Genomic DNA, 23,952 nt, shown 5'->3' on the forward strand with positions numbered 1-23,952 from the left:
TAATTACATAATTATACACAAAATGGATTTATACCTTTATTTAGTCTTATTTTTCTTATGTTCTGTATTTATATTATATATAGTAAAGTGTCTAAGAACTTATTTCATTCATTTTCAATTAATATCACAACTATATAGCGACTAAAATCAACATAAAACAAAATTATAATAAAAAAACCACCAAAAGTGTAAAATTACACCTTTAGTGGTTTTTACCGTATATTTAAAATTTATCAAACATTACCTTTTCTTTCGGCATTCCGTGATCAACTAAGATGCGTTCTGCTGCATCAAGCATGACCGGTGGTCCACAGAGATATGATTCTGTATTCTCCAGTGATCCTTCCCTTTCATCAATTACATCAGTAACAAATCCGAAAGGTCCATCCCAGTTCTTTTGATCTTCAGGAGTAGGGTCAGAAAGTGCAGGTATATACTCAAAGTTATCATACTGCTCTTCAAGTTCTGCGAATCTATCTTCATAGTAAAGCTCATCTGAGTTTCTGGCACCAAAGTAATATCTTGTCGGTCGAGGCATTCCCAATTCATCTAGACGCTCAAGAATTCCTCTCATAGGTGCCATTCCGGCTCCTCCTCCGATCAGGATGATATCTCTATCCGATTCTTCATCGAGATAGAAGTGACCGTATGGCCCAGTGAACTTAACAGTATCCCCTTCCTCTAGAGCAAAGTGAATCCAGCTAGTACAGAGTCCGCCAGGTACTAATTTGATCGTAAATTGTAAAGCATCTTCATCTCTAGCCATACTCGGCGGTGAAGCTATAGAGTAAGCCCGGAATACATCAAAGCCAGGCACCAGCAGCTGTGCATACTGTCCAGCTTCAAACTCAATCTCTGTCGGTTTTATCATTTTTAATCTAACATGTTTAACTGTAGGAGTTACATCTCTTATTTCCTCTACTTCAGCAGTATATTCCTCTACTTCAAGTAGTTCAGGCTTAACATGAATTTTCATATCTTCATTTACCTTAACCTGACAAGCAAGTCTAACTCCTCTTTCTTCTTCTTTTGGACTGATGAAAGCTTCTTCAGTAGGAAGCATATCACCGCCACCACTCTTCACTTCAACCTTACAATGACCACAAGCTGCTTTTCCACCACAGGCTGCAGGAATATGAATATCATTAGCCGATAAGATACTCAAAAGCATACCAGAGCTAGACACTGGAATATACATATCATCATTAACATTGATAGTCTTCTGTTCTTGATCTGTAAGAGCTAAATCAGCAATAGCCAATACAGCCGCAACTCCAACGAAAATTGACGTTAATACATAAATTGGTTGTATATTCATTTAGACATTCACCATCCCTCCAAAGCCCATAAAAGCAAGGGCTAAAATACCTAAAATCACCATAACAATACCAGGTCCTTGCATTCCTTTTGGTACATCCCCAATCAAATCAATCTTCTCTCTTATGGCGGCTACAATAGCAATTGCTACTATCCAACCAAGTGATGAACCAAGTGCAAAGATAAGTGTTGTTCCAAACGTATAATTACGAATAACCATGAAAAGTGAAATAGAAAGTACAACACAGTTTACCGTAATAAGTGGTAAGAAGATTCCAAACGCCCTATATAAGGCAGGAAGGAACTTCTCCAAAAACATCTCTAAAAGTTGTACGCTTGCCCCTATAGTTACAATGAAAATAACATATGTCAAAATCGTACTATTTGTAGGGACTAAAATATAATTGTATATCGGCCAGTTAATAATAGAAGTCAGCATTACAACAAACATTACTGATACACCCATACCAACCGCTGTCTTTAGATTCTTTGATACACCTATCATCGGGCACATCCCAAGAATATAAGTCAAAGCGATATTATGGGATGTCATCGCTGCTATAAAAACACTCAGAGACTCAGGCATATTACTTCTCCTCCATATATTTTATTAATTTACCTTTAATGATTTTCTAAAAGTTTTTTTATGCTACAAGCATTTGGTCAGACTCTTCAATAGGAGCTCGACTGTTCTTTGATTCCTCTTCTTCTAAACCAAGTTGACGTGTACGAACAGCCCAAGTTAATACTGCTAATAAGAAGAAGCCCCCAGGTGCCATAGCCATGACTACCCATTGAGTAAATCCTTCCCAAACAACATTTGTACCTAATAAAGTTCCAAAAGCAAGTATCTCTCTTACTACAGATATTAAAACTAAGACAATAGTATAACCAATACCATGTGCAAAACCGTCCATTACAGAGAATGTAGCTGGGTTTTTAGAAGCGAAAGCTTCCGCTCTACCCATGATCAAACAGTTGGTTATAATCAATGCAACATATGCACCTAATGCACGACTAATATCTGGGAAAAAGGCTTTAAAGAACTGATCGACTATAACTACAAAAGCTGAAATCATAATTACATAGGTCACTATTCTTACCCGATTTGGAATGAACTTTCTAATTAATGAGGTAAGTAGTGATGCGGCCATTGCAACAAAGGTAACAGCAAGCCCCATAGCAATTCCATTTTCAACTCGGTTAGTTACAGCTAAAGCAGAACAGATACCTAGTGCGGATAAAAGCACCGGGTTTTCAGACCAAATCCCATCATATAAAAGAGCAAATGGTTTGGTATACTTTAATTTATAATAGAGTTTCTTTAACACCTTAGTTCACCTCCAAATTTGGCAGGGTTTCTTGAATATTATTATTCAAGATTTTTTGTAAAGCATCACCTGTTAAGGTAGCTCCTGCAATACCATCGATTTCATTAGGCTCATCAGCTGTTTTACTCGATTTAAGAATTTTAATTTTCGGCTTATAATTTAAACCTTCAAACTGCTTTAAGAACCATTCTTCTCCAATTCGACCACCTAATCCAGGTGTTTCACTTTGTGTCATAATAGAGAGTCCTTTTATGGTTTTCATATCAGCTTTAAAAGCCATAAAGCCAATAATATCACCCCATAATCCTTTTCCTGTATACTTAAAAGCAATATCTCCATTATTAGTCTTATAGAACCTTTGATCACCTTTTTCTACAACTGTGATCTTATTCTCATAGACTTCTGCTATATTATCTTTTTTATATTTGATATTAAAAGCATCAAGTACCTTCTCCATATTTCTAATTTTTGCATTCTTTTCAACTAGAGGTTTAGTGTAAGAATTGAATCCTACTAATATTCCTGCAATAACTAAACCTATAATTAACATAAAAATTACCATTTTCGCCTTATCCAACAAAATATCCTTAGTCTGAATTTCCGTTTCTACATTAGTATTAGTTTTCATTATAAACTACCCCATTATCCTTCGGTTTGAATTTGGCGTCTAATATAACGCTATCAATTAAAGGTGTGAAACCATTCATTAATAATATACTAAACATTACACCCTCAACATAACCACCAAATACTCTAAAGAGTAGGGTTAATATTCCTGCAGATATACCAAAGATCCACATCCCACTCTTTGTAAACGGAGATGTTACCGGATCAGTTGCCATGAAAAAGGCTCCAAATAAAAGTCCTCCTGTAAGAAGTTGAATTACCGGAGGTGCAACCTGTGCCGGCAAAAACTGACTTCCAATAACAGAGAAGACTAACACAGAACCTAAATAAGCCACTGGAATTCTCCAGTCTATTATCTTAGTCATTATTAAGAATATACCACCAAGAATTATCCCAAGGCGGAATGTCTCTCCCATGGAACCACCAGTTCCACCTAATAAAAGTTGTAATACAGAAACATCCAATTGTCCTCCAGCTTTTATTACAGCTAACGGTGTTGCTGAAGCAACTGCGTCAGGTGCATACTTTAAAAGCCCTCCTAATCCTCCGATTAATGGCTTAAACCAACTAGCACTCATCGCAACCGGAAAGGCAATTGAAAGAAAGACTCGACCCGCAATAGCTGGGTTAAATACATTACGTCCTGTTCCTCCAAAAACTTCTTTACCAAAGAAAACACCAAAAAACGACCCTACTGCTACCATCCAGAGAGGGATCGTCGGTGGTAATACTAGCGGAAAAATAAGTCCCGTAACTAGAAAACCTTCATGAATATCATGTTTTCTAATAATAGCAAATAATACTTCGGTTATCCCACCAGCTGCATAGGAAACCAAAATAATAGCCAAAGCGCGCCAACCATAAAAATAGATTGATGCAAGAGTACTAGGTAATAAAGCTAAAATTACCATAGTCATGTGTCTTTTAAGATCATTATTGTCTACAATATGTGGTGCAGACGTCGTAACCTCTTCTGGCCCAAAAAAGATATTATCTACTGCATCAATAAGGGGCCTTACAGATTTTAATGATTCGCTTCTCTTTAAATTATCAAAAAGACCACGAAGTGCGTTCATTTTTTTATTCACCCTCCTAATCCTTCCAGATCCAAAAAACCAACACCACAGATTTACTTTACAGCATATCCTTTATTCATTAGGAATTGTTTTCCTTGTTTGATATGCTGTCCTAAAGGTCTTTTGGCTGGACAAACAAAAGTACATAAATTACATTCTATACAATCAAAAATACCATATCTAATAAGTTCATCATCCACATTATTCTTTGCTGTATAGTGATCAACAATATGTGGAACTATGTCCACTGGACAAGTCTCTTCACAATATCCACAAGAAATGCATGGTCTTCCTTCACCATGAACATTAGTATCACAGAGTTTATTTAATTTAGGAAGTAAAGCAGATAAGAAAACATTTGAATAAGAATATCTTTTTCTTCCTGGACGTAAGAATGCAAATAGCTCACGTTCGTCACCTTCCGGAATCGCGTTTAAATTCACGAATGTACGATCAACCGGAGTTTCATAATCTGTGATAGCTTCTTCAGTTAATAAATTATTAGGAATAACTCTCTGGTCCTCTGCTGCATCCAAATAATTTCTCATAATAAATGAAACAGAAGTACCATTTCGCACTTTAAGACTAATATTTTCTTTCCAACCTAATCCAGATAATGCTACTATCTGTTCTATTAATTGTTTGCCTTCTATTACAGCATTATATACATGTAAAGCTGCCTGCATATCCAATGTAATTACTCCATGTTTTGTTAATGAACCTTTAACTGTATCAGATTTACCTAAAACAGTTTGAGCTATTACCTTATCATTATTTTGCGGATATTTAGGTGCTACAGCATATAATTGAAGCCAATTATAACTTCCAGCAACACTACTTAATTCTTTAATTATCCCTTGACGATTCTTATTAATCACCACATGAAACTTAGCTTGTGGTAAAACTTTTTGTAATACTTCTAATCCTTCAACAAACTTAGAAACCTTACCATCATTTAAAAGAGCTGATAGTAATAAGTTATAAGGTTCAGATTCCGCACCTTTAATAATTACGTGCTTGACATCATCAGTAGAAATTGGTGAACTTTTATATCTAGTAGGTATTCCCTGATTACCTAAAGAAGTAACTCCAGAAGTATAAAGTAACTCCTCAATTTCTGCGGCTGAAAGACTAGTCCAACCTGAGTTATTTCCTTCTATCGGTTCCCAATCAGTTGTTCCATCTGATTCAATAATAACCGCTTTTCCTTTTGAAGACAACTCTACAACTTCTTTTACAGTTCCATTAACACTTGCATGAACCGGAGTAGATATAGAGTTATCATCTCTACCAATAATCTGACCAGCTTTTACTTCCTGGCCTCGTTTAACTTTTGGTTTTACTTCCCTACTAAATCCCTGTTTTAATGGGATAATAACTTTCGAAGGAACTTCTAGCTCAACAACCTTACTTTGAGATTTACCTTCAAGATTAAACGTATAGCCTCCAGAAAATGATTTATTTTTCGCTTTCATGCCTATTTCACCTTATCCTTTATAATTATTTAGTCTACTCCTTTACACTAACACTTAAATTAACAAGCCATTGACTAACTTACCCAACTAAACCTTATTCTTACATCAATTACCAGTAAGCCCCCCCCTTTTTACCATCACCCCCTTAGTTAGAAATAACTAAAAAAATTTTCCCCTTAATTCAAATCAGAAACTTTTTACATTATTTCTTTACTATGTTAATTATTATACATAAAAAATAAAACTCCTGCTTATTTTCATAAAATTATAATCATATTCATTCTTGCTAATCTATTAATATTTTATATTAGACTTAATTATGTCTAACCTTGTAACAAACTTATTTTATAATTGCAATTTTAATAAAAGAAGAATCCTTGTTTAAGTTATAAATAAACATACACTTATAAAAATAGCTCATCCATGTTAAATTCTCATGACAACATATCATTGAAGAATTCTTCACAAAATGAACTATAAGTATTTTACCATAAAACAACCAATTTGTATAGTATTTAACTTAAAAAATCTTATCATAAATTAAGAATATTTTAAAAATAGCAAATAGAAAGAACATATTTAATTAATTCAGTATTTAAAAAGTAAAAAGGTTGCCTGAAAATGTCTTCAGACAACCTCCTATTATAATTAATTATATTTTACTAATATATTCTCTAAATGTTATTTTGATTTTTTCTTCTAAAATATCTACTTTAGCTCGGTTACCTTGTTGCACAGCATCTACATATGTGCGTAGATTAGTTAATAACTCTTCTCCAGTTTTAGTACCTAATCTTGTCTCTACATCATCTACAATAACATTATAGTATACTAGTGCTTCCCATGCTTCAACTAGTGCTTTGTCAGTACCCCAATTTTCTTTAACTTCCTCTAGATAATGTAATGGCTTACCAACAAATCCTCGATTTAATTCTTCTAAGATAACATCATAATCAACCTCATTAATATCTCCACTTAACATATCCTCGACCATAATATTACCTATCTTATTATTTGATTTAACTATACCTTTAATAGTTTGATAATAAACTAAGCCTTCCATTTGCTTAATTTTAGCTTTATCAGGATTTTCAGCTAAATATTCTTCAACCTCTTCTGCCTCATGTAAAACAGAAGCATGGAATACTTTAATGATAGTCTTACCTATAATCTGGTCTGCTACTTTTAAATCAATTAAACTATCATTCTCAATTGCTCTTCGTGCACTCTTTAAACCAGATAGAATACCTTCATGTAAGTCTTCAGAACGCTTTTTAGCTGTTCCCGCAATTGCTTCATAATATACAATAGCTTCGTCTATTTTATGATGAGCTTCTTCTTTATTAGAAAATTCTTCAACAGCTTCATCTAGCTCATGCTTAACTGTTAAATAAAATGCTTTCTTAAGCGTCTTATCAACAATTTGAGCTGCTAAAGCTGGATCTTGACCATTTCTTACTCCATAAAAAGCTGCCTGAATATATTGATCCATAGTTTCGGAAAACTCTTTATCTCTTGCCTGGACAGTATTTTGTAATACATCATTATAAATCTTTTCAATCTTGTTAAAATCTATATCTTCTTCATGTCTTAATTGATTAATCTCTTTATAAGCATCTATTCTTGCTTGCTGTTTTGACACATCAGTCTTAAGTGGTAAATAAGCAGCAAAGGCACTACTGGTCCCTAAAATCATCACTGACAATAATACTAAAACTGTTATTAATCTAGTTGATTTTTTATTCATTTTCTATTCCTCCTATTTAATAATAACATCCTCTAATGTATTAAGAATTGTCTCTTTATGTTCTTGATATTCTTCTACTTTAGGTGGTTGGGCTCCAAAACCAAGCATCCCTGGATTCCCTAAAGAATTTAATGTTCCTGTTAATGCTTTTTCTACTCTTTCATTTGCCTCTTGAGAATCGGCTTTAACAACTATTTCTAATGTCTCATAAAAAACTTTGGCCTTCTTGATTAGAGCTTTAGCAGTCTTATATTCGTTAATCTCTTTTTCAGCAGATTCTAATCTCCTTTCAATATTACCTGCTAAAGCTAATTGGAAATTATAAATAACTGCATCTTTATCTTTTTCCTGAATAGCTTCTTTAATTTCAACTGCATAATCATTTAGGAACTGACTTTGGTTATCAATCTCATTTAACTCTTCAGTTAATGATTCTAACTTACCTTTTACCTCTTCAAATTCTTCAGTTGCTCCTGCCCAATTCTGTGGAGACTTATTCAAATTAAATACTATCTCTTTATAAGCCTCAGCCATTGGTTCTGTTTCACTAGATCCATATGAATAAGCGAAACTTATACCTGAGAATGCAACTACTAAAGCTAATACTATAGCAAAATTCTTTAATACTTTCTTGCCTTTTAACATTTTATCAACTCCTTTATTATAATCATTGATATTTAAATAACTTAAAATCTATTCTAAGATACTCTTACGCTTGTTAATAACACCTCCTCTTCTCGAATAATTTTAATATCCTCTTTAGGATCATTAGTCAGCTCCTTCCAAATCGCCGGAATAACTTGAGTCATATATTCTCTAAATTTAATAAAAGAATCTCCTGTTTCTCTTACAGAATAACTGATTGGAACTTGCCCTAATCTATATCCTTGCCGTAGAATATTGAGTGTAATTACTTGAGCATAATTATAATCATGAATAATTCTAAAATCTCTCATTACTTCTCGACTAAAAGCCCTCATTCCAGTCTGACCATCAGTAACCCATTCTCCTAATAAAATAGATTGTAATAAAGTAAACGTATAATTGCCTAATCTTCTCATCAATGTCATCCCTCTAACCTTCTTCATAAATCTAGAGCCAAGAATATAATCAGCTTTATCATTTAAAATAGGTTCAATTAAATTATCGATTTCATCAGCAGGATACTCATTATCAGAATCAATCATTACACCTATATCTGCTTCTTCTTTATAAGCCCACTCTAATCCGTGACGAATTGTAGCTCCTAAACCCCAATTCTCAGTATGGGAAATAATATAATCAGCTCCATATTCTTTAGCTACCGCTACAGTTCCATCAGTTGAACCATCATCAATGACTAAAATTTCAAATTTAACCCCTTCAACCTGGTTACGCGGGACTTTTTCTATTACTTTTCCAATAGCCTCTTCTTCATTTAATGCTGGGATAATTACTATAACCTTTTTCACTTTTACCCTCCTCTAAATCATTTAATGATTAACAACTATTCATTATTCTTTAAATGCTTCAATTAAAACTGGTCCCCGAGAAGCATCTGGATACTCTACTCCTAATAAGTAACTAAGAGTAGGAGCAGTTGACACAATACTATGCTTTTCGGTAACTTTATGACCTCTCTTAATTTGTGGTCCCTGAATAATAAAAGGAACATATCTTTCACCTTCATCCAAATGACCATGAGCCCCAATGCCTCGACTCTGTCCATGGTCAGCAGCAACAATCAAAGTAGTATCCTCCATATATCCTTTTGCTTTTAGCCACTTTACAAAATCTTCAATATGTCTATCAGCTTCTTCAATCTTCTCTATATATTCAGAATAATGAGTTCCACGACTATGTCCTGTCTGGTCAACACTAATTAATTGCGTAATTAATAATTCTGGGTTTTCCTGTTTCATAATTCTTTTAGCTCGCTTAATTATGTTAGCATCTGCTTGGTCATTGTCCATTACTGCTGTTATTGCTTCTACATCTTCTTCTCCAAAAGCATCAATTAAATGAGCAATTCCTAATAATTTACCTTTCTTGTCTTCATCTCTTAACTTATCAAATATACTCTCTGTCTTAACTCCTAAATCTAAAACCAAATTACTTTTGATTCCATGCTCCCAAGGATAGGTGCCAGTAAATAAAGATGAAAAACAAGTTACTGTTCTAGCGGGATAAATTGTCTCCATCTGAGTATACTCTGTACCTTCTATTAATAATTGATCAATGAAAGGAGTATCAGCTTCAGCTAATTTATCTTTACGACAACCATCAATTATCATCATAATGACTCGATTAGTATGCTTATCTTTAACTTGAACATTATTAGTCAGTTCTTGATACTGATCTGGCTTCCAATTAAATAAATTCTTATGTATTATAATTGCTAATAAAATTGTTCCAATAAAAAATATGCCATAATTACTCAATAATTCTGATCTTTGCAAATATCCTCTTAAGTTTAAATATAGATAATTTAAACTTAACAATGTAACTATAGTCTTAGGTACTTGTTCCTGAAAGTTGCCACTAGTAGAGTCACTATGCTCTAAAACCAATTTCCAAAAACGGGTAAAGTTGGTTAAAGATGTACCAATCCGTAAGTGATAATAAATTGTGCCCCAAAAAATAACTGTAAAGAATAAATAGACTCCTAAATCAAATAAAACCAAATTCCAATTCCAATAATCTAAAGTAGTTACAAAAATTAATATCGGAAACCATAAAAAACTACGCAAATGAAGCGGAAAATCATAACGAATATAAGTAATTAATAATGGCAAATTCAAAATCATCGAAAGTAAAGCAACTTTCCAAAATCCTATACTTCCCCAACTATTGAAATGGTATATTAAGAATATAGAAATTGAGAAGATAGGATAGAATGATTTACCTTCATTAAGTAAATTCCAACATCTAGCCGCCCAAACTTCAAACTTTGATGCTTCTTTCATTTTATCTCCTTCCTAACCCATAACCTTTTCTTTAAATCTAACTATGTCTACCAATTTCACTGATTCATATAAGGTAAAAGCCCCACCAACTATATAAGAATAAAGAAATTTTAAACTATGCGTTAAAACTGCAACAGATAAAGCTAATTCCCAATTCACCCCATATAATCCTAAAACAAAAGCCATGCTAGCTTCATAAGTACCAATTCCTCCAGGAGTAATATGAAATACTTGAGTCATAATTGTAAAACTATTAACAACTACTAAAGGAATTAAACCTAAATCTAAACCTAAAGTATTAGTTACTATCATAATAGCACTTACCTCTAAAATCCAACTAGGGATTGTAATTAATACTGCCTTAACTAACTGCTTAAAACTTATTTCTTTGAATGCTTTCTGTAATTTCAATAAATAATTAAATAACTTATTCTGAATTTTAGAAATCAAACTCCAACGACTAAATATAAGTAATCCAATTAAAATACTTGTAATTAAAGCTAAAGGAAGAATCAGTAATTTCCAATCAAAACTGATATAACTAATTGATAGTAGGCTAAATAAAATTACATTAATCATTAATGAAATTAAATCTATTACTCTACTATATACTACTGTGGAAGTAGCCTCTGCAATTGTGTAACCCCTCTGATGTAAAAGATATATTTTACCCATCTCTCCCATTTTGGTAGGAGATACATGATTAACTAATAAGGAAACCATTTGCAAAGAGAATAAATCTTTTATATTTACCCTTTTCTCCTTAAACAGTTCTAACCAAGCTATTGACCTTAACCAAAAAGCCAAAGAATATCCTATAGCAAAAATTAATAACAATTTAGGATTTAATATTAATAATCTACCTGCTTTAATTAACTCTTTTAAATCCAATTACTTCACCTATTTCTATAAACTCTTTAAGATTAATCTCTCTAATTAGCTCCACCAATAATAATTCTCATTATCAAGTATATTAAAAAAATATGCTATTTATTTTATGCAAAAAGATTTGCTACATATTCAGAATTTGGATTAGATACTATATCTTCAGTAGATCCTTGCTGAATAATCTTTCCATCTTTTAATACTATTATTTTATCAGCTATATTTATGGCATCATCTTTATCATGAGAAACAAAAATTGAAGTTATTCCAGTCTTCTTAATAATCTCTTTTAATTCTTTTCTAATCCTAGATTGTAAGTTTGCGTCAAGGTTACTAAAAGGTTCATCCATTAATATTAATGGTGGATCTATAGCTAAAGCTCGAGCTAGAGCTACTCTTTGCTGCTGCCCTCCACTAATTTGATAAGGATATCTATCTCTTAATTCTTCTAAACCAGTTAATCTTAGTAACTCTTGTAATTTTTGTTCCTTATATCCCTGTTTCTTCTTCTTTACACCGAATAATATATTCTCTTCTACGGTCATATGAGGGAATAAAGCATAATCCTGAAATAAAACACCTATACCTCTTTTTTCAGGATAAATAAAGGTATTATCATTAACTATTACATCTTGACCAATCTTAATAATTCCTTTATGTGGTTCTTCAAGTCCAGCAATTAACCTTAAAACTGTACTTTTTCCACTTCCACTTTCCCCTAAAATACAGACTATATCACCTTTTTCTACACTCATGCTGAAGTTCCTTAAAACATATACCTTAGAATTTTTATATTTAAAATCTAAATTTTTAATTTGAATGAACATCTTTACCCTCCTTGTCTCCAACTGTATGGATACGATATATAGCTACACCACAAACTAGAATTATAATTATAGATGATATAGCTGCTTCATGTATCATTTCATTTCCTGCATATTCAAAAGCCTTACTAGATAATGTATCAAAGTTAAATGGTCTTAAAATTAACGTAAGAGGTAATTCCTTTAATACTTCAATAAGCACAAGTAGAAATCCACTCATAACTGCAGGTTTAATCATAGGTAAATCAACCTTAAAGAAAGTCTCTGTTATTCCAACACCAAGAGTACGTGATGCTTCGAAGAAATTATTACCTACTCTATCAAAACCTGATTCTACAGAATTATAACCAATACCTAGAAATCTTATTATATAAGCAAAAATAAGCATTATTATACTTGATTTTAAGGCTAATTCATTTGGACCAAAGTTCAACAACTTATATATAGCTTCTATTCTATTATCTAAAGCTATAAAGAATAATAAGATTCCAATGGCTATAACAGCTCCTGGAATTGAATAACCAAGAATTGCAATCTTTGAATATATTTTAGAAAGTATATTATCACTAATTCTTACAGTATTAGCAATAATTATCGCTATAACAATAATAAGTGTAGAAGCAATTAAGGCAACAAATATAGAATTAATAGCGAAAAGTAAGAATTCTATATCTAATACATCGGTATAACTTAGCCAACTCCAATGGAGTAATTGTAATGTAGGAATTAAAAACCCAACACTAAAAATTGAAAAACAAAAACCTGAAGTCATATAAGCTTTTATTCCTGATAACTTTTTTCTAGAAATAGGTTTTATATTCGTAGTACTATAGCTAAACCGTTTACCACCTCTAGAAAACTTTTCTAACAACAACAAACCAAAAACTAAGGCCATCAATAAAGCAGATAACCTAATTGCAGAATTTGAATCTCCCATTGCAAACCATGTCTTAAAGATTGCTGTACTAAAAGTTGGAATTCCAAAGTATTTTACAACTCCATAATCATTTAAAGTTTCTAAAATTACTAAACTACTTCCAGCAACAATAGCGCCTCTAGAGATTGGTAAAATAACATGCCAAAATGTTTCAAAAGAGCTTCTCCCTAAAGTCGTTGCTGCTTCTACCAAAGAAGCAGACTGTTTTGATAAAAATGATCTTGTTATAATATAAACATAAGGAAATAAGAAGATTGTATAAATGAATATTGCACCTGACATTGACATTATATCAAAGTACTCCAGATTTATAGCTATACCAAATCTTCTTAAAGATGTCTGAATAACACCTGTATAACTTAATAACCCATTATATGTATAGGCTCCAATATATGGAGGTATAGCTAAAGGTAAAACTAATGCCCATTTAAAGAAATTACGAAAAGGAAACTCAAACTGAGTAACAAACCAAGCTGGGATTAAACCTATTAAAATAGAAAAAATACCTGTAAAGAATATAAGAATAGTTGAGTTTACTATATAATCCTTTAAAAGATATTTTTGTATATGTTCCCAATTATCTGTTACTGGATTGAATATATTCAATAAAATATTAATGTTTGGAACTAAGACAAGAAGAATAGCGATAAAACTTAAAATAGACCATATATTAAATAAAGACTTGAAATTTCTTATTTTCCACAATTATAATCACCTACCTTTGATAAGAAAGCAGTCAAATATTTGACTGCTTTTATCTCTTATAAAACTTAATTAGATCTTAATTATTGCCATCCTACTTCATTAAAGATTTCAACAGCTTTTTGATTATATTCTCCTAATTTAGTTAGGTTAATATCTTGAGTTTCAAATCCCCCCCATGATTTTAGTAAAGGAGAAAGCTCTACATTTGGATTTACAGGGTACTCATAATTAGCACTAGCAAAGATTTTTTGTGCTTTTTCTTTTGATAAGAATTCCATCAACTTAATAGCATTCTTTCTATTCTTAGCATATTTAGTCAAGCCAATTCCACTTACATTAATATGTGTTTTTTCTGGAAAGAAAACTCCTAATTGTTTGGCTAACTTTACTTCTTCAGGATTTGCTGAATTCAACATTCTGCCAAGGTAATAAGTATTCATAATTGTTAAGTCACCAACACCTGCAGCTACTGCTGTAGCCTGAGCTGTATCATTCCCCTTAGGTCTTCTTGCCATATTATTTACAATTCCTGCTGCCCATTTTTTCGCAAACTTTTCTCCTTCTAAAGCAATAAATGAGGCTAATAGAGATTGATTATAGATATTTAATGAAGTTCTCGCTAATATTCTGCCTCTCCATCTATCATCTGTTAAATCTGTATATGTAGACAATACCGTTCGATCTACCCTATCCTTAGCATAAACTATAATTCTAGCACGAACAGTTAGTCCAAACCACTGATTACCTTTATCTCTTAAATTAGCTGGTATATTATTAAATAAAACATCACTCTTAACAGGTTGTAATAATTCTTTTGTTTTAGCCCGATATAATCTACCAGCATCAGAAGTAATTAATAAATCAGCTGATGTAGCTTGGCCCTCTCTCTCTATTCTTTCAATCAATGTATCAGCACGGCCTTTTAGCACATTTACCTTAATTCCTGTTTCTTCTTCGAATTGTTGATATAAATCCTCATCAGCTTCATAATGTCTACTAGTATAAATATTAACCACACCTTTATCTGGTCCAAAGAAAGCATCAAGAAAACCAGCAGATGCTGTAGATACAGTTGCGATACTTAAAATCAAAGCTAAAGATAATATAAATAATGATCTTTTCATTTCAATAATAATCTCCTTTCAATTTTGATTTTAAAATCAATAGCATATAAAACTATAATTATGTAGTGCTTATAACCAATTTAAAATGATAATCATTATCATAAGCTATAATTAATTATAATGAAAACAATTATCAATGTCAAGGAAATTTTAAATTATTAATTTTAGAGAATAAATGTTATGCCTTAAATTTAATAATTTTGAATATAATTATAGATTTTCGCATTACCTTTATAAAGAATAATTTGATTATATACTGGATATAACAACATTTTCCCTTCCCATTGTTTGATAGGTTTTAAATATTTATTTAAATCATTTTCTTGCTTAATTAAGCTATTATATACTGCGTTAGTCATTAAAATATTATCTGGCTTATTAGGTAATGATAGCACACTAGTATAAAAGTCTGACACCTTCCTGACTCGCTTAATTATTAACTCTGGATAGTAATAATCAATTACTCGTTCCTCTTCAAAAGTATAGATTACAGTTTTAGTAGAATTAAAATTATTACCTAAATAATGACTTAATTTTACTACTGGAGGATAAGTATCATTATAAGTTCCTACTAGTGATACAGAAGTTATAATTAATACTAAAATTAAGACTCCGTAGCTTAAATAAGAGATCCTATTCTTGAAATAAGCTAAAATTTTATCTAAGCCTACTATTACTAAAATCAAAAATAAGGGTACTAGAGTAATTATATGCCTAGGCTTAGCTACATTTTGTCCAAAAACTACCCAAAGAAAATAAGGTCCAAACCAACTAAATAAAAATAATTTCTCTTTATTAGTCAATTCAACTTTGAAAATAAAGCTTATTATTCCTACCAAAATAAATCCAGATAATATTAATCTAGATATTGAATCTCCAGCCTGATAAAAACCTAATCCAGCTACTAAAATATTATTATAGATTAGCTTTATTAACCTTAAACCTAAAGAATTATCAGTAACTAATGTTCCTCCCCAATCATTGAAGTGACCTAAAGTAAAATCTATTGCGATTTTAAGAAAATTCAATAATCCTCCAGCTCTAATAACTTGCCAACTTAACCAAATAGAAATCGAGCTTATAAAACTTAATAAAGTTAAAAATATAACTTTTAACTTTTTCTTTTCCCTATACCACAAAATTAAACTAATCAGTAATAATATAAAATAAGGAAAATAGGAAATCCTGACTCCTAAACCAAATCCTAAAACAGCTGCACTACTTAACAAATACCATTTTTTATACTTAGTTTCTTGCCAACTTAAGTAAGTTAGATATAAAAAGAATAAAATAAATAAAGTGCCCATCATATCCGACATAATTTTAGCACTTAAAATTAAGTGTAAAGAACTAAAAGTCAAATAAATCCCTGCCAATAAAGCAACCCTTTTATTAAATATCCTCTTAACCAATAAGTAAAAGGGAATTATTGATAAGCCACCACAAATAGCACTTAATAAGGCTAATGACAACTCTTCATTTCCTACCCAGTGATTAATAAACTTACCTAACCAAATATAAATAGGATAACCAGGAAAATGTGGTTGCATTAATGATAAATCATAATACTTGATTCCTAAAATGAAATCTATAGCATCCCATCCATGAGGATAAGGACTCATAAAAAATAATCTAATACCAATTGCAATAATCATTAAAACTAAAATATAAATTACGATCTCCTCCTACTTGTTAACTAGCAACAATTTAAATATAAATTTTACATTTTATGTAGTTTTCTTTAAGGGATATTGATAATCATTTTCAACATTATATTCAATGTAATTGTAATAAAAATCATTCTCAATGTCAAGGTTGAATTTTTACTATATAAAATAAAAAAAATCTAGCTTATTGTAAGAATTCTTACAATAAGCTAGAAATGATTGGTGCCGGAAGTGAAGCATGCACCGCTAACATATTAATTAAAATCAACTTTTATCTTTAATCTAGACTTTTTTCATCTAAATTAATATTATTAAAATACTTTAAAAAATCACTTCCCGGATCTAACACAAGAGTAGTTTTATTATTTAAAGTCTTCTTATAAGTTTCTAATGTTTTTATAAATTGATAGAATTCTGGATCTTTATTATAAGTTTCAGCATAAATCTGTAATGCCTGGGCATCCCCTTGACCACGAATTTGGCGAGCTTTCTTTTTAGCCTCCGCTAGAATAATTGTTTTATCCTTCTCAGCTTCCGCTCGAATTTGTTTAGCTTCCTGCTCTCCTTCGGCTCGGTATTTATTAGCTTCTTCTTTACGTTGAGCATTCATCCGCGAATAAACAGACTGAGCATTAGCCTTCGGTAAATCAGCCCTTTTAATTCGAACATCAATCACCTTGATTCCTAAGCTCTTACTATCTTGATCACTCTTTTCAGTAACCTTTTCCATTATTTGCTTTCTAATAGGAGATATTATCTCATCTAGAGTATACTTACCTAGTTCAGCTCTTAATTCTGAATAAACAATATCATCTAATTGAGATTGAGCAGCCTTCATAGTTCCTACACTTTGATAAAAAAGAAGTGGATCTTCAATTTTCCATTGTGCATAATTATCAACCTCTAGATTCTTTTCATCAGCGGTATAGAGAACCTTTGGATTAGAATCATATTCCAGAATTTGATCTTCAAAATATCTAACCCTCTGTAATATTGGAATCTTAAATTTAAGTCCTGGGGTAGTAATCGATCTTACCGGATCTCCAAACTGAAGAACTACTACCTGATCAGTTTCATCAACAATGAAAAGAGCAGTATTGGCAACAATTCCAATTACAATTAATATGATAATGGCTATACTTAATTTCTTCACTATCTAACCCCCTCCTCTTGCACTTTATCTAAATTAAGCATCTTAAGAACTCCCTGCGAATTGTTACCTACAATGATCTTATTTAATTCAGGTAGAATATCTTCCATAGTTTCTAAATAAAGCCGAGTTCTAGTTACATCTTTACCAGCTTTATACTTCTCTAATAATTTATTAAAACGAGCAACATTACCTTCAGCTTCAGCAATACGTTTTGCTTTATATCCTTCAGCTTCCTTTACAATTTTAGAGGCTTCTCCTTTGGCCGTAGGAATAATCTGACTTCTATGAGCCTGAGCCTGATTCACCTTTGTATGTTTATCCTCTTTAGCACTGGCTACATCGCGATAAGCATCCTCAACTGGTTCAGGCACTGACACGTCCTGAAAAAGAAAGTTATTTATATAAATCCCAGCATGATAATCATCTAATGTTTTTTGAATTAATTCCTTAGCTTCCAATTGAATCTGCGTCTTCTTTCCAGTTAAGACAGCCTGGATGTTATTTTGTCCCACTACCTGACGTAATGCAGCTTCAGAGGCATCTCTAACTGTGTCATCTGGATTTTTAATCCAGAACAAATATTGAATAGGATCTTTGATCTTATATTTAATTACAGCATTAGCAGAAACAATAGCTAAATCTCCAGTTAACATTAATGCTTCCTTTTTCTTTTTAGAATATCGGGCAGGAGGTCCCGGATCAATTGTTCTAAAGCCTAATTCAATTCTTTTTACTCGTGTTACCTGTGGAGTATATACTTTTTCTATGGGATATGGTAAATGGTAATGTAATCCAGATTCAGCCTGACGTATATATTTTCCAAACCTTGTTACAACCCCCACTTCTTTAGGACCTACTTTATATATTCCAGTAGATGAATATATAAGCAATAGCACTAATAATATAATGCCAACAGGTAACTTATCTAAAACCTTAAATAAATTTATTTCAGATTTTTTACCAGAATTACTGGAATTATCTGATCCTCCATCATCATTGATATTAATAATTTTTTCTTCATCTTCTCCATCTTTATCAGTAAATAAAACTAATAGATCATCAAAAAAACTCATTCGACCACTCCTTTTTATTTTAAGTGACTATAAGTCTATTCTTAAAATCAATTTAGCATTTACTCCTTTCCTGTAAACTAGTAATTTTATTTATACTATTATACAGTACTACTATAAAAGATTCTGATTTCCTGTCAAAATAAGAAAAAACAATATACATTATCTAGTTAATAATAGTAATTAAAAAGGATTATAATAAATTTAATACAATATAAGATTTACTTATTAAGAGAAATTATCTCTATCTCAAATATTAAAGGCCATAACTTTCCAGTAATGAATAACCTATTATTCACACCATCATAAGCAATACCATTAAGTACATTTAAATTATAATCATAATCATTAGGATTTATTATCCCGTTTAAATCAATAATAGCAGTAACATTCCCTGTGTCAGGGTTTATTTTAACAATATAATTTGTGCGCCAAATATTAGCGTATATCTCTCCTTTTATATACTCTAATTCATTAATATTAGTAATCGATTTATTATTGAGTGTTATTTTTATTTTTTTGTATCTTTCAAAATTATCAGGATTTAGAAAATAAATATTATCTGTGCCATCACTCATAATTAAGGAGTTGTTATTCTGAGTTATTCCCCAGCCCTGATAAGGATATTTAAATTTTTTAATTAATTTAAAGTCCTTATTATAGACAAAACATATTCCAGATTTCCAAGTTAATTGAAATATTTTTCCTTTAAAAATGGTTATTCCTTCACCAAAATACTTTCTAGGTAATCTATTTTGTTTTACTATCTCTCCTGTTTCTAGCTCTGTCTGCCGCAAACTAGAGTAACCTTTGAGACCAGTTCCTTCATATAAATATCCATCTTTATAAACTAAACCTTGAGTGAAAGCATTTTGCTCATGAGGAAAAGTATTCACTATTTTATAAATATATTTAGTAACTTTTGCAAAAGAAATTAATCCTTTTATCATATAAGCACGTCCTTACATAAGTTGTCATATCCTCGGTAATGGCAACCAATACTAAATTTATAGTACTTCGTTACTATGAATATGCTTATATTGTAACATCAGTTACAACAAGCTAGAAGTTTATGGGGCCAGGAGTGGAATATGAGACTTTTGGCCACATTAAATATTCATTATCTATTGTATATCCCTCCTTAGTAACCTCTAGGTTACTAACTCACAAAAAAGTGCATACTTTACAGAATAAAAGTATTGGTATATAATTTTAAACGTCGAAAGAAGTCGAAAAAGAAGAGGAGTGTTAATTATGAATTCATTTTTAATTCCACCAGAAATTCATTTTGAAGAGGGAGCTTTAGATTACTTAACAGATATTGATCAGCAAAAAGTGGTAATAGTTACAGACGAGGGAGTTATGGAAGAGCTTGGTTTCCTAGCTACTGCTATTAATAAGTTAGAGACAGCAGGTGCTAAAGTCAGAGTTATTGATGGAGTTGAACCTAACCCATCAGTCAAAACAGTACTTAAGGGTAAAGAAGTAATGTTGAATTTTGAACCCGACTTAGTAATAGCTTTAGGTGGCGGTTCAACGATGGATGCAGCTAAGGTAATGTGGGCTTTTTATGAACATCCTAATTTAGAATTTACAGACATTATTGAAGTAGGTTCTATGCCTCAATTAAGAAATAAGGCCAACTTTATTGCTATTCCATCTACTAGTGGGACTGGTTCGGAAATTACTGCTTTTTCAGTAATTACAGATACTGAAAAGAAAATTAAATATCCAATTGTATCAACAGAACTTATCCCAGATGTTGCCATTATTGATCCTGATTTACCGGCAACAATGCCACCTCGCGTTACTGCTAATACTGGAATGGATGTTTTGGTTCATGCAATTGAAGCATTTGTTTCTACTAACGCTAGTGATTATACTGATGCTTTAGCTTTAGAAGCTATTAAAATAGTTTTTGAATATCTACCTCAGGCTTATCAAAATGGTGATGATATGACAGCTAGAGCAAAGTTACATAATGCATCTGCCATTGCAGGTATGGCTTTCTCTAATGCATCTTTAGGAATTGTACACAGTTTAGCTCACAAAATCGGCGGTGAATTAGATATTACTCACGGATTAGCTAATGCTATCTTAATGCCACATGTAATTGAATTTAATTATGAGTCAGCTAAAGGAAAAATTAAAGAAATAGAAACTGCTTTAAATGTAGATAATTTGGCTGATGCCGTACGAGAATTAAATAAAGAACTGGAGATCCCTAGATCTTTTGCTAAAGTTGATTGGATTGAATTTACTGAAGCTGACTTTGAAGAAGCACTAGATAGAATGGCAGCTAATGCTAAAAAAGATCCATGTACTTTAACCAATCCTAATGAACCAACTGTTGATGATATGAAAGAAATTTATCAAGCAGCATTTTATAGTCAACAATAGTTGAACAGATTAAATTAATACTCTAAAGGTTAGCAGAGCCAATTAATTGGTCCTGCTAACCTTTTATTTGTTCATGGTTTTTAAAGATAAACTTCTGGCAATTTATCTTTAAATTGATTTTTCTTTTTATCATTCTTGCATAATTGAGTAATTAATTCATAATCAATTTCAGAATAATCTTTACCCCAAATACACATTAGTTCTAGTATAGGTAATAAAGTCTCTCCTTTATCAGTAATAGAATATTCAACCTTAGGTGGAACTACTGGATAGGCTTTTCTGTTAATTATATTATTTTCTTCAAGTTCTTGTAGTTGGTTGGTCAATACTTTATGGGTTACTTCTGGTAAAAATCTTTTTATTTCTCCAAACCGTTTGACTCCTTCTGTTCCTAAAAGCCAAATAATAGAACATTTCCATTTACCTCCAATTATATCTATAGTCAACTCAATTTCAGTACTAACTTTTTTCTTATCTGTCATTTCACTTAGCCTCCTAAATAATATTATATCATTAAAATTGATTTCATGTAACTATCCACTACTATACAATATAACTTAACATTCTAACCCCTTATAAAATAAGAACATCTAGCACATTGTAAGACTAGTTACAAATGGCTAGAAATGATTGGTGCCGGGAGTGGGATTTGAACCCACACAGACAAAGATGTCCATAGCGCCCTCAACGCTACGCGTCTGCCAATTCCGCCACCCCGGCTAATATTCTCTTTTCACAATATATTATACCATATTTTGAAGAAAAGTCAATGTTAAAATATTAAAAGTAGTCTAGATGTTTAATTTATAGATCTAGACTACTTAATAATCTTAATTATTAAATTACAAATTCACCTGGAACAATTAACTGTATTTGTTCAGCATCAAAGAAACAATTCTCAATAGCTATTGGCATCTTACTAACTAAAATGAGTCTTTGACTTTTAATAATAGGTTTACTTTTATTAATTCCCAATAATTTAGCTAAAAATTTATTAGCTATTTCTACTTCCATAATATTGTTCTTGAAATTTAATTTATTAATATTCTTACTACCAAATAACTCATATAATGAATCTAAATTCTGTATTCTTTCCTTATTTATTCCTGAATCTAAATATGTAATAATCTCCTGTCTTCCAAAAATATCCTTATCAATCATTCTCTTTTGAGATATCTTATATAACTCCTGCTCTGGATTAGTCTTACGTAACTCTCTAAACTCTTTATCCGATATTTTATCAAGTTTAATATTACTAGTAGTTACTTCTCCTTTTTGATTGATTAGCCTGATTTCTGCTTTTTGTGAATTACTCTCCTTCACCTGCAACCGCTCTTCCATATTACGTGCATACTTTTCTCTTAGTTTCATCAATGAAATGTTAGCTTCAGACAGTATAGTCCTTACATATCTTGGCGTAGTTTGAACATGTTCAGCAATATCACTAATTTTTAAAAATGGATCATTACGTGCAAAATTAATAATTTGTTCTTTTTTAGTTAATTCTTCTAAACTCATATTTCTCACTCCCATGTTGGAATTGTTTTATGTATTTTATTTCCACTAACTTCTATACATATTATTTCTTAATGAAGTTACTTTTATACATGAAAAGAATACTTTACTTTAATTTAATTCCTCTTTTATCTTAAATTATCCAAATGGGAGTAAAAATATACTATTGCAATATACAAAAAGATAACTATCAATTAAGATAGTCATCTTTGTAACGCACTTTCTATTCTATTCCTTCTACTGAGAGATGACAAGCTGCATAATGTCCAGCTCCTCTATCTACAAGCTCTGGTTCTTCCTTACTACAGATATCCTTAGCAAATGGACATCTAGTATGGAAACTACAACCGCTTGGCGGATTAATTGGACTCGGTACATCTCCTTTTAGAATTATCTTTTCTCTTTTAATTGTCGGGTCAGTCAATGGAATTGCTGATAATAATGCCTTAGTATAAGGGTGTTGAGAGTTATTATATAATTCATCTTTATCTGCTAATTCTACCATCTTTCCTAAATACATTACCGCTACCCGATCACTAATATGCTTTACTACACTTAAATCATGGGCAATGAATATATACGTTAAATCCAACTCTTTTTGTAAGTCTTCCATTAAGTTAATTACCTGAGCCTGAATTGATACATCTAATGCTGATACCGGTTCATCACAGATAATAATCTTAGGGTCTACTGCCAATGCTCTTGCAATTCCGATTCTTTGACGCTGTCCTCCACTAAACTCATGAGGATATCTACGCATATGCTGCTTAGGTAGCCCTACTTTTTCTAATAGTTCTCTTACTTGCTTTTCTTTTTCTTTACCTTTGGCTATATCATGAATCTCCATGGCTTCACCAATAATATCTCCTACTGTCATTCGTGGATTTAAAGATGCATATGGGTCCTGAAAGATCATCTGCATCTCTCTTCTTAAGCTTCGCATATCTTTCTTATTTAAATCATATATATTCTGATTATTGAACTTAACTTCTCCTGCCGTTGGTTCTAATAATCTTAATAATAATCTACCTGTCGTTGATTTTCCACAACCACTTTCTCCTACTAAACCTAGTGTCTCTCCCTTATTAACTGCAAAATTAAGACCATCTACTGCCTTTACTGTATTTACAGTCTTAGAAAATAATCCACCTTTG

22 protein-coding genes and 1 tRNA gene are annotated in these 23,952 nt (G+C 31.6%); 1 reads left to right on the plus strand and 22 read right to left on the minus strand.

Annotated elements, in window-relative coordinates; translation table 11 throughout:
* Positions 1-223: 223 nt before the first annotated feature.
* The 18 genes from B5D41_RS11240 to B5D41_RS11325 form a co-directional block, all read right to left on the minus strand.
* Positions 224-1,318, minus strand: coding sequence for an NADH:ubiquinone reductase (Na(+)-transporting) subunit F (locus B5D41_RS11240; RefSeq protein ID WP_078810747.1), 1,095 nt, complete (start codon positions 1,316-1,318; stop codon positions 224-226).
* On the minus strand, positions 1,319-1,903 hold the full coding sequence (locus tag B5D41_RS11245) for an electron transport complex protein RnfA (RefSeq protein ID WP_078810748.1): 585 nt from the start codon (positions 1,901-1,903) through the stop codon (positions 1,319-1,321).
* Between the two features lie 58 nt (positions 1,904-1,961).
* A complete protein-coding gene (gene rsxE, locus B5D41_RS11250; protein WP_078810749.1) occupies positions 1,962-2,648 on the minus strand; it encodes an electron transport complex subunit RsxE in 687 nt (228 codons plus the stop codon).
* A gap of 1 nt (position 2,649) precedes the next feature.
* Positions 2,650-3,276: an FMN-binding protein gene (locus B5D41_RS11255; protein WP_078810750.1), complete on the minus strand. Its 627-nt coding sequence runs from the start codon at positions 3,274-3,276 to the stop codon at positions 2,650-2,652.
* Positions 3,266-4,351, minus strand: coding sequence for an RnfABCDGE type electron transport complex subunit D (locus tag B5D41_RS11260; protein ID WP_078810751.1), 1,086 nt, complete (start codon positions 4,349-4,351; stop codon positions 3,266-3,268). Before B5D41_RS11260 ends, B5D41_RS11255 begins: the two co-directional genes overlap by 11 nt.
* 53 nt (positions 4,352-4,404) lie before the next feature.
* On the minus strand, positions 4,405-5,826 hold the full coding sequence (locus B5D41_RS11265) for a 4Fe-4S dicluster domain-containing protein (RefSeq protein WP_078810752.1): 1,422 nt from the start codon (positions 5,824-5,826) through the stop codon (positions 4,405-4,407).
* A 652-nt stretch (positions 5,827-6,478) separates the two neighbouring features.
* On the minus strand, positions 6,479-7,573 hold the full coding sequence (locus B5D41_RS11270; RefSeq protein ID WP_078810753.1) for a hypothetical protein: 1,095 nt from the start codon (positions 7,571-7,573) through the stop codon (positions 6,479-6,481).
* A gap of 12 nt (positions 7,574-7,585) precedes the next feature.
* Positions 7,586-8,218 carry a hypothetical protein gene (locus B5D41_RS11275; RefSeq protein WP_078810754.1) on the minus strand — a complete coding sequence of 211 codons (633 nt, stop codon included), beginning with the start codon at positions 8,216-8,218 and terminating at the stop codon, positions 7,586-7,588.
* 53 nt (positions 8,219-8,271) lie between these two features.
* Positions 8,272-9,024 (minus strand): glycosyltransferase family 2 protein, encoded by a 753-nt coding sequence (locus B5D41_RS11280; RefSeq protein WP_078810755.1) that lies wholly within the window; start codon positions 9,022-9,024, stop codon positions 8,272-8,274.
* A gap of 42 nt (positions 9,025-9,066) precedes the next feature.
* Positions 9,067-10,518: an alkaline phosphatase family protein gene (locus B5D41_RS11285; protein WP_078810756.1), complete on the minus strand. Its 1,452-nt coding sequence runs from the start codon at positions 10,516-10,518 to the stop codon at positions 9,067-9,069.
* Between the two features lie 12 nt (positions 10,519-10,530).
* Positions 10,531-11,409, minus strand: a complete 879-nt coding sequence (locus tag B5D41_RS11290; RefSeq protein ID WP_078810757.1) for a lysylphosphatidylglycerol synthase transmembrane domain-containing protein — start codon at positions 11,407-11,409, stop codon at positions 10,531-10,533.
* Between the two features lie 104 nt (positions 11,410-11,513).
* Complete coding sequence (locus B5D41_RS11295) at positions 11,514-12,230, minus strand: ABC transporter ATP-binding protein (RefSeq protein WP_078810758.1); 717 nt, start codon at positions 12,228-12,230, stop codon at positions 11,514-11,516.
* Positions 12,214-13,869, minus strand: a complete 1,656-nt coding sequence (locus B5D41_RS11300; protein ID WP_078810759.1) for an ABC transporter permease — start codon at positions 13,867-13,869, stop codon at positions 12,214-12,216. Before B5D41_RS11300 ends, B5D41_RS11295 begins: the two co-directional genes overlap by 17 nt.
* Positions 13,870-13,949: 80 nt before the next feature.
* On the minus strand, positions 13,950-14,993 hold the full coding sequence (locus tag B5D41_RS11305) for a Fe(3+) ABC transporter substrate-binding protein (RefSeq protein WP_078810760.1): 1,044 nt from the start codon (positions 14,991-14,993) through the stop codon (positions 13,950-13,952).
* Positions 14,994-15,184: 191 nt separating this feature from the next.
* Complete coding sequence (locus tag B5D41_RS11310; protein WP_159442948.1) at positions 15,185-16,615, minus strand: ArnT family glycosyltransferase; 1,431 nt, start codon at positions 16,613-16,615, stop codon at positions 15,185-15,187.
* 322 nt (positions 16,616-16,937) lie between these two features.
* Positions 16,938-17,813 carry a protease modulator HflC gene (hflC, locus tag B5D41_RS11315; protein WP_078810762.1) on the minus strand — a complete coding sequence of 292 codons (876 nt, stop codon included), beginning with the start codon at positions 17,811-17,813 and terminating at the stop codon, positions 16,938-16,940.
* Positions 17,813-18,886 (minus strand): FtsH protease activity modulator HflK, encoded by a 1,074-nt coding sequence (gene hflK / locus B5D41_RS11320; protein WP_078810763.1) that lies wholly within the window; start codon positions 18,884-18,886, stop codon positions 17,813-17,815. The genes hflC and hflK overlap by 1 nt, the downstream gene beginning before the upstream one ends.
* Positions 18,887-19,104: 218 nt before the next feature.
* The gene (locus B5D41_RS11325; RefSeq protein ID WP_078810764.1) at positions 19,105-19,833 is read right to left on the minus strand and encodes a glutaminyl-peptide cyclotransferase; all 729 of its coding nucleotides are present in this window, start codon (positions 19,831-19,833) and stop codon (positions 19,105-19,107) included.
* 304 nt (positions 19,834-20,137) lie between these two features.
* On the opposite strand from B5D41_RS11325, the gene B5D41_RS11330 reads away from it, so the two are divergent.
* Positions 20,138-21,283: an iron-containing alcohol dehydrogenase gene (locus B5D41_RS11330; RefSeq protein ID WP_078810765.1), complete on the plus strand. Its 1,146-nt coding sequence runs from the start codon at positions 20,138-20,140 to the stop codon at positions 21,281-21,283.
* Positions 21,284-21,363: 80 nt separating this feature from the next.
* Here the strand turns inward: B5D41_RS11330 and B5D41_RS11335 are convergent, their stop codons facing one another.
* The 4 genes from B5D41_RS11335 to B5D41_RS11350 all read right to left on the minus strand — a co-directional run.
* Complete coding sequence (locus tag B5D41_RS11335; RefSeq protein ID WP_078810766.1) at positions 21,364-21,765, minus strand: winged helix-turn-helix transcriptional regulator; 402 nt, start codon at positions 21,763-21,765, stop codon at positions 21,364-21,366.
* Between the two features lie 149 nt (positions 21,766-21,914).
* Positions 21,915-22,003 (minus strand) — tRNA-Leu (locus tag B5D41_RS11340).
* Between the two features lie 117 nt (positions 22,004-22,120).
* A complete protein-coding gene (locus B5D41_RS11345) occupies positions 22,121-22,801 on the minus strand; it encodes a GntR family transcriptional regulator (protein WP_078810767.1) in 681 nt (226 codons plus the stop codon).
* Positions 22,802-23,021: 220 nt separating this feature from the next.
* Positions 23,022-23,952 (minus strand): ABC transporter ATP-binding protein (locus B5D41_RS11350; protein ID WP_078810768.1); only part of this gene is annotated, 931 nt, incomplete at its 5' end.

Source organism: Selenihalanaerobacter shriftii (genome assembly GCF_900167185.1).
GTDB lineage: Bacteria > Bacillota > Halanaerobiia > Halobacteroidales > Acetohalobiaceae > Selenihalanaerobacter > Selenihalanaerobacter shriftii.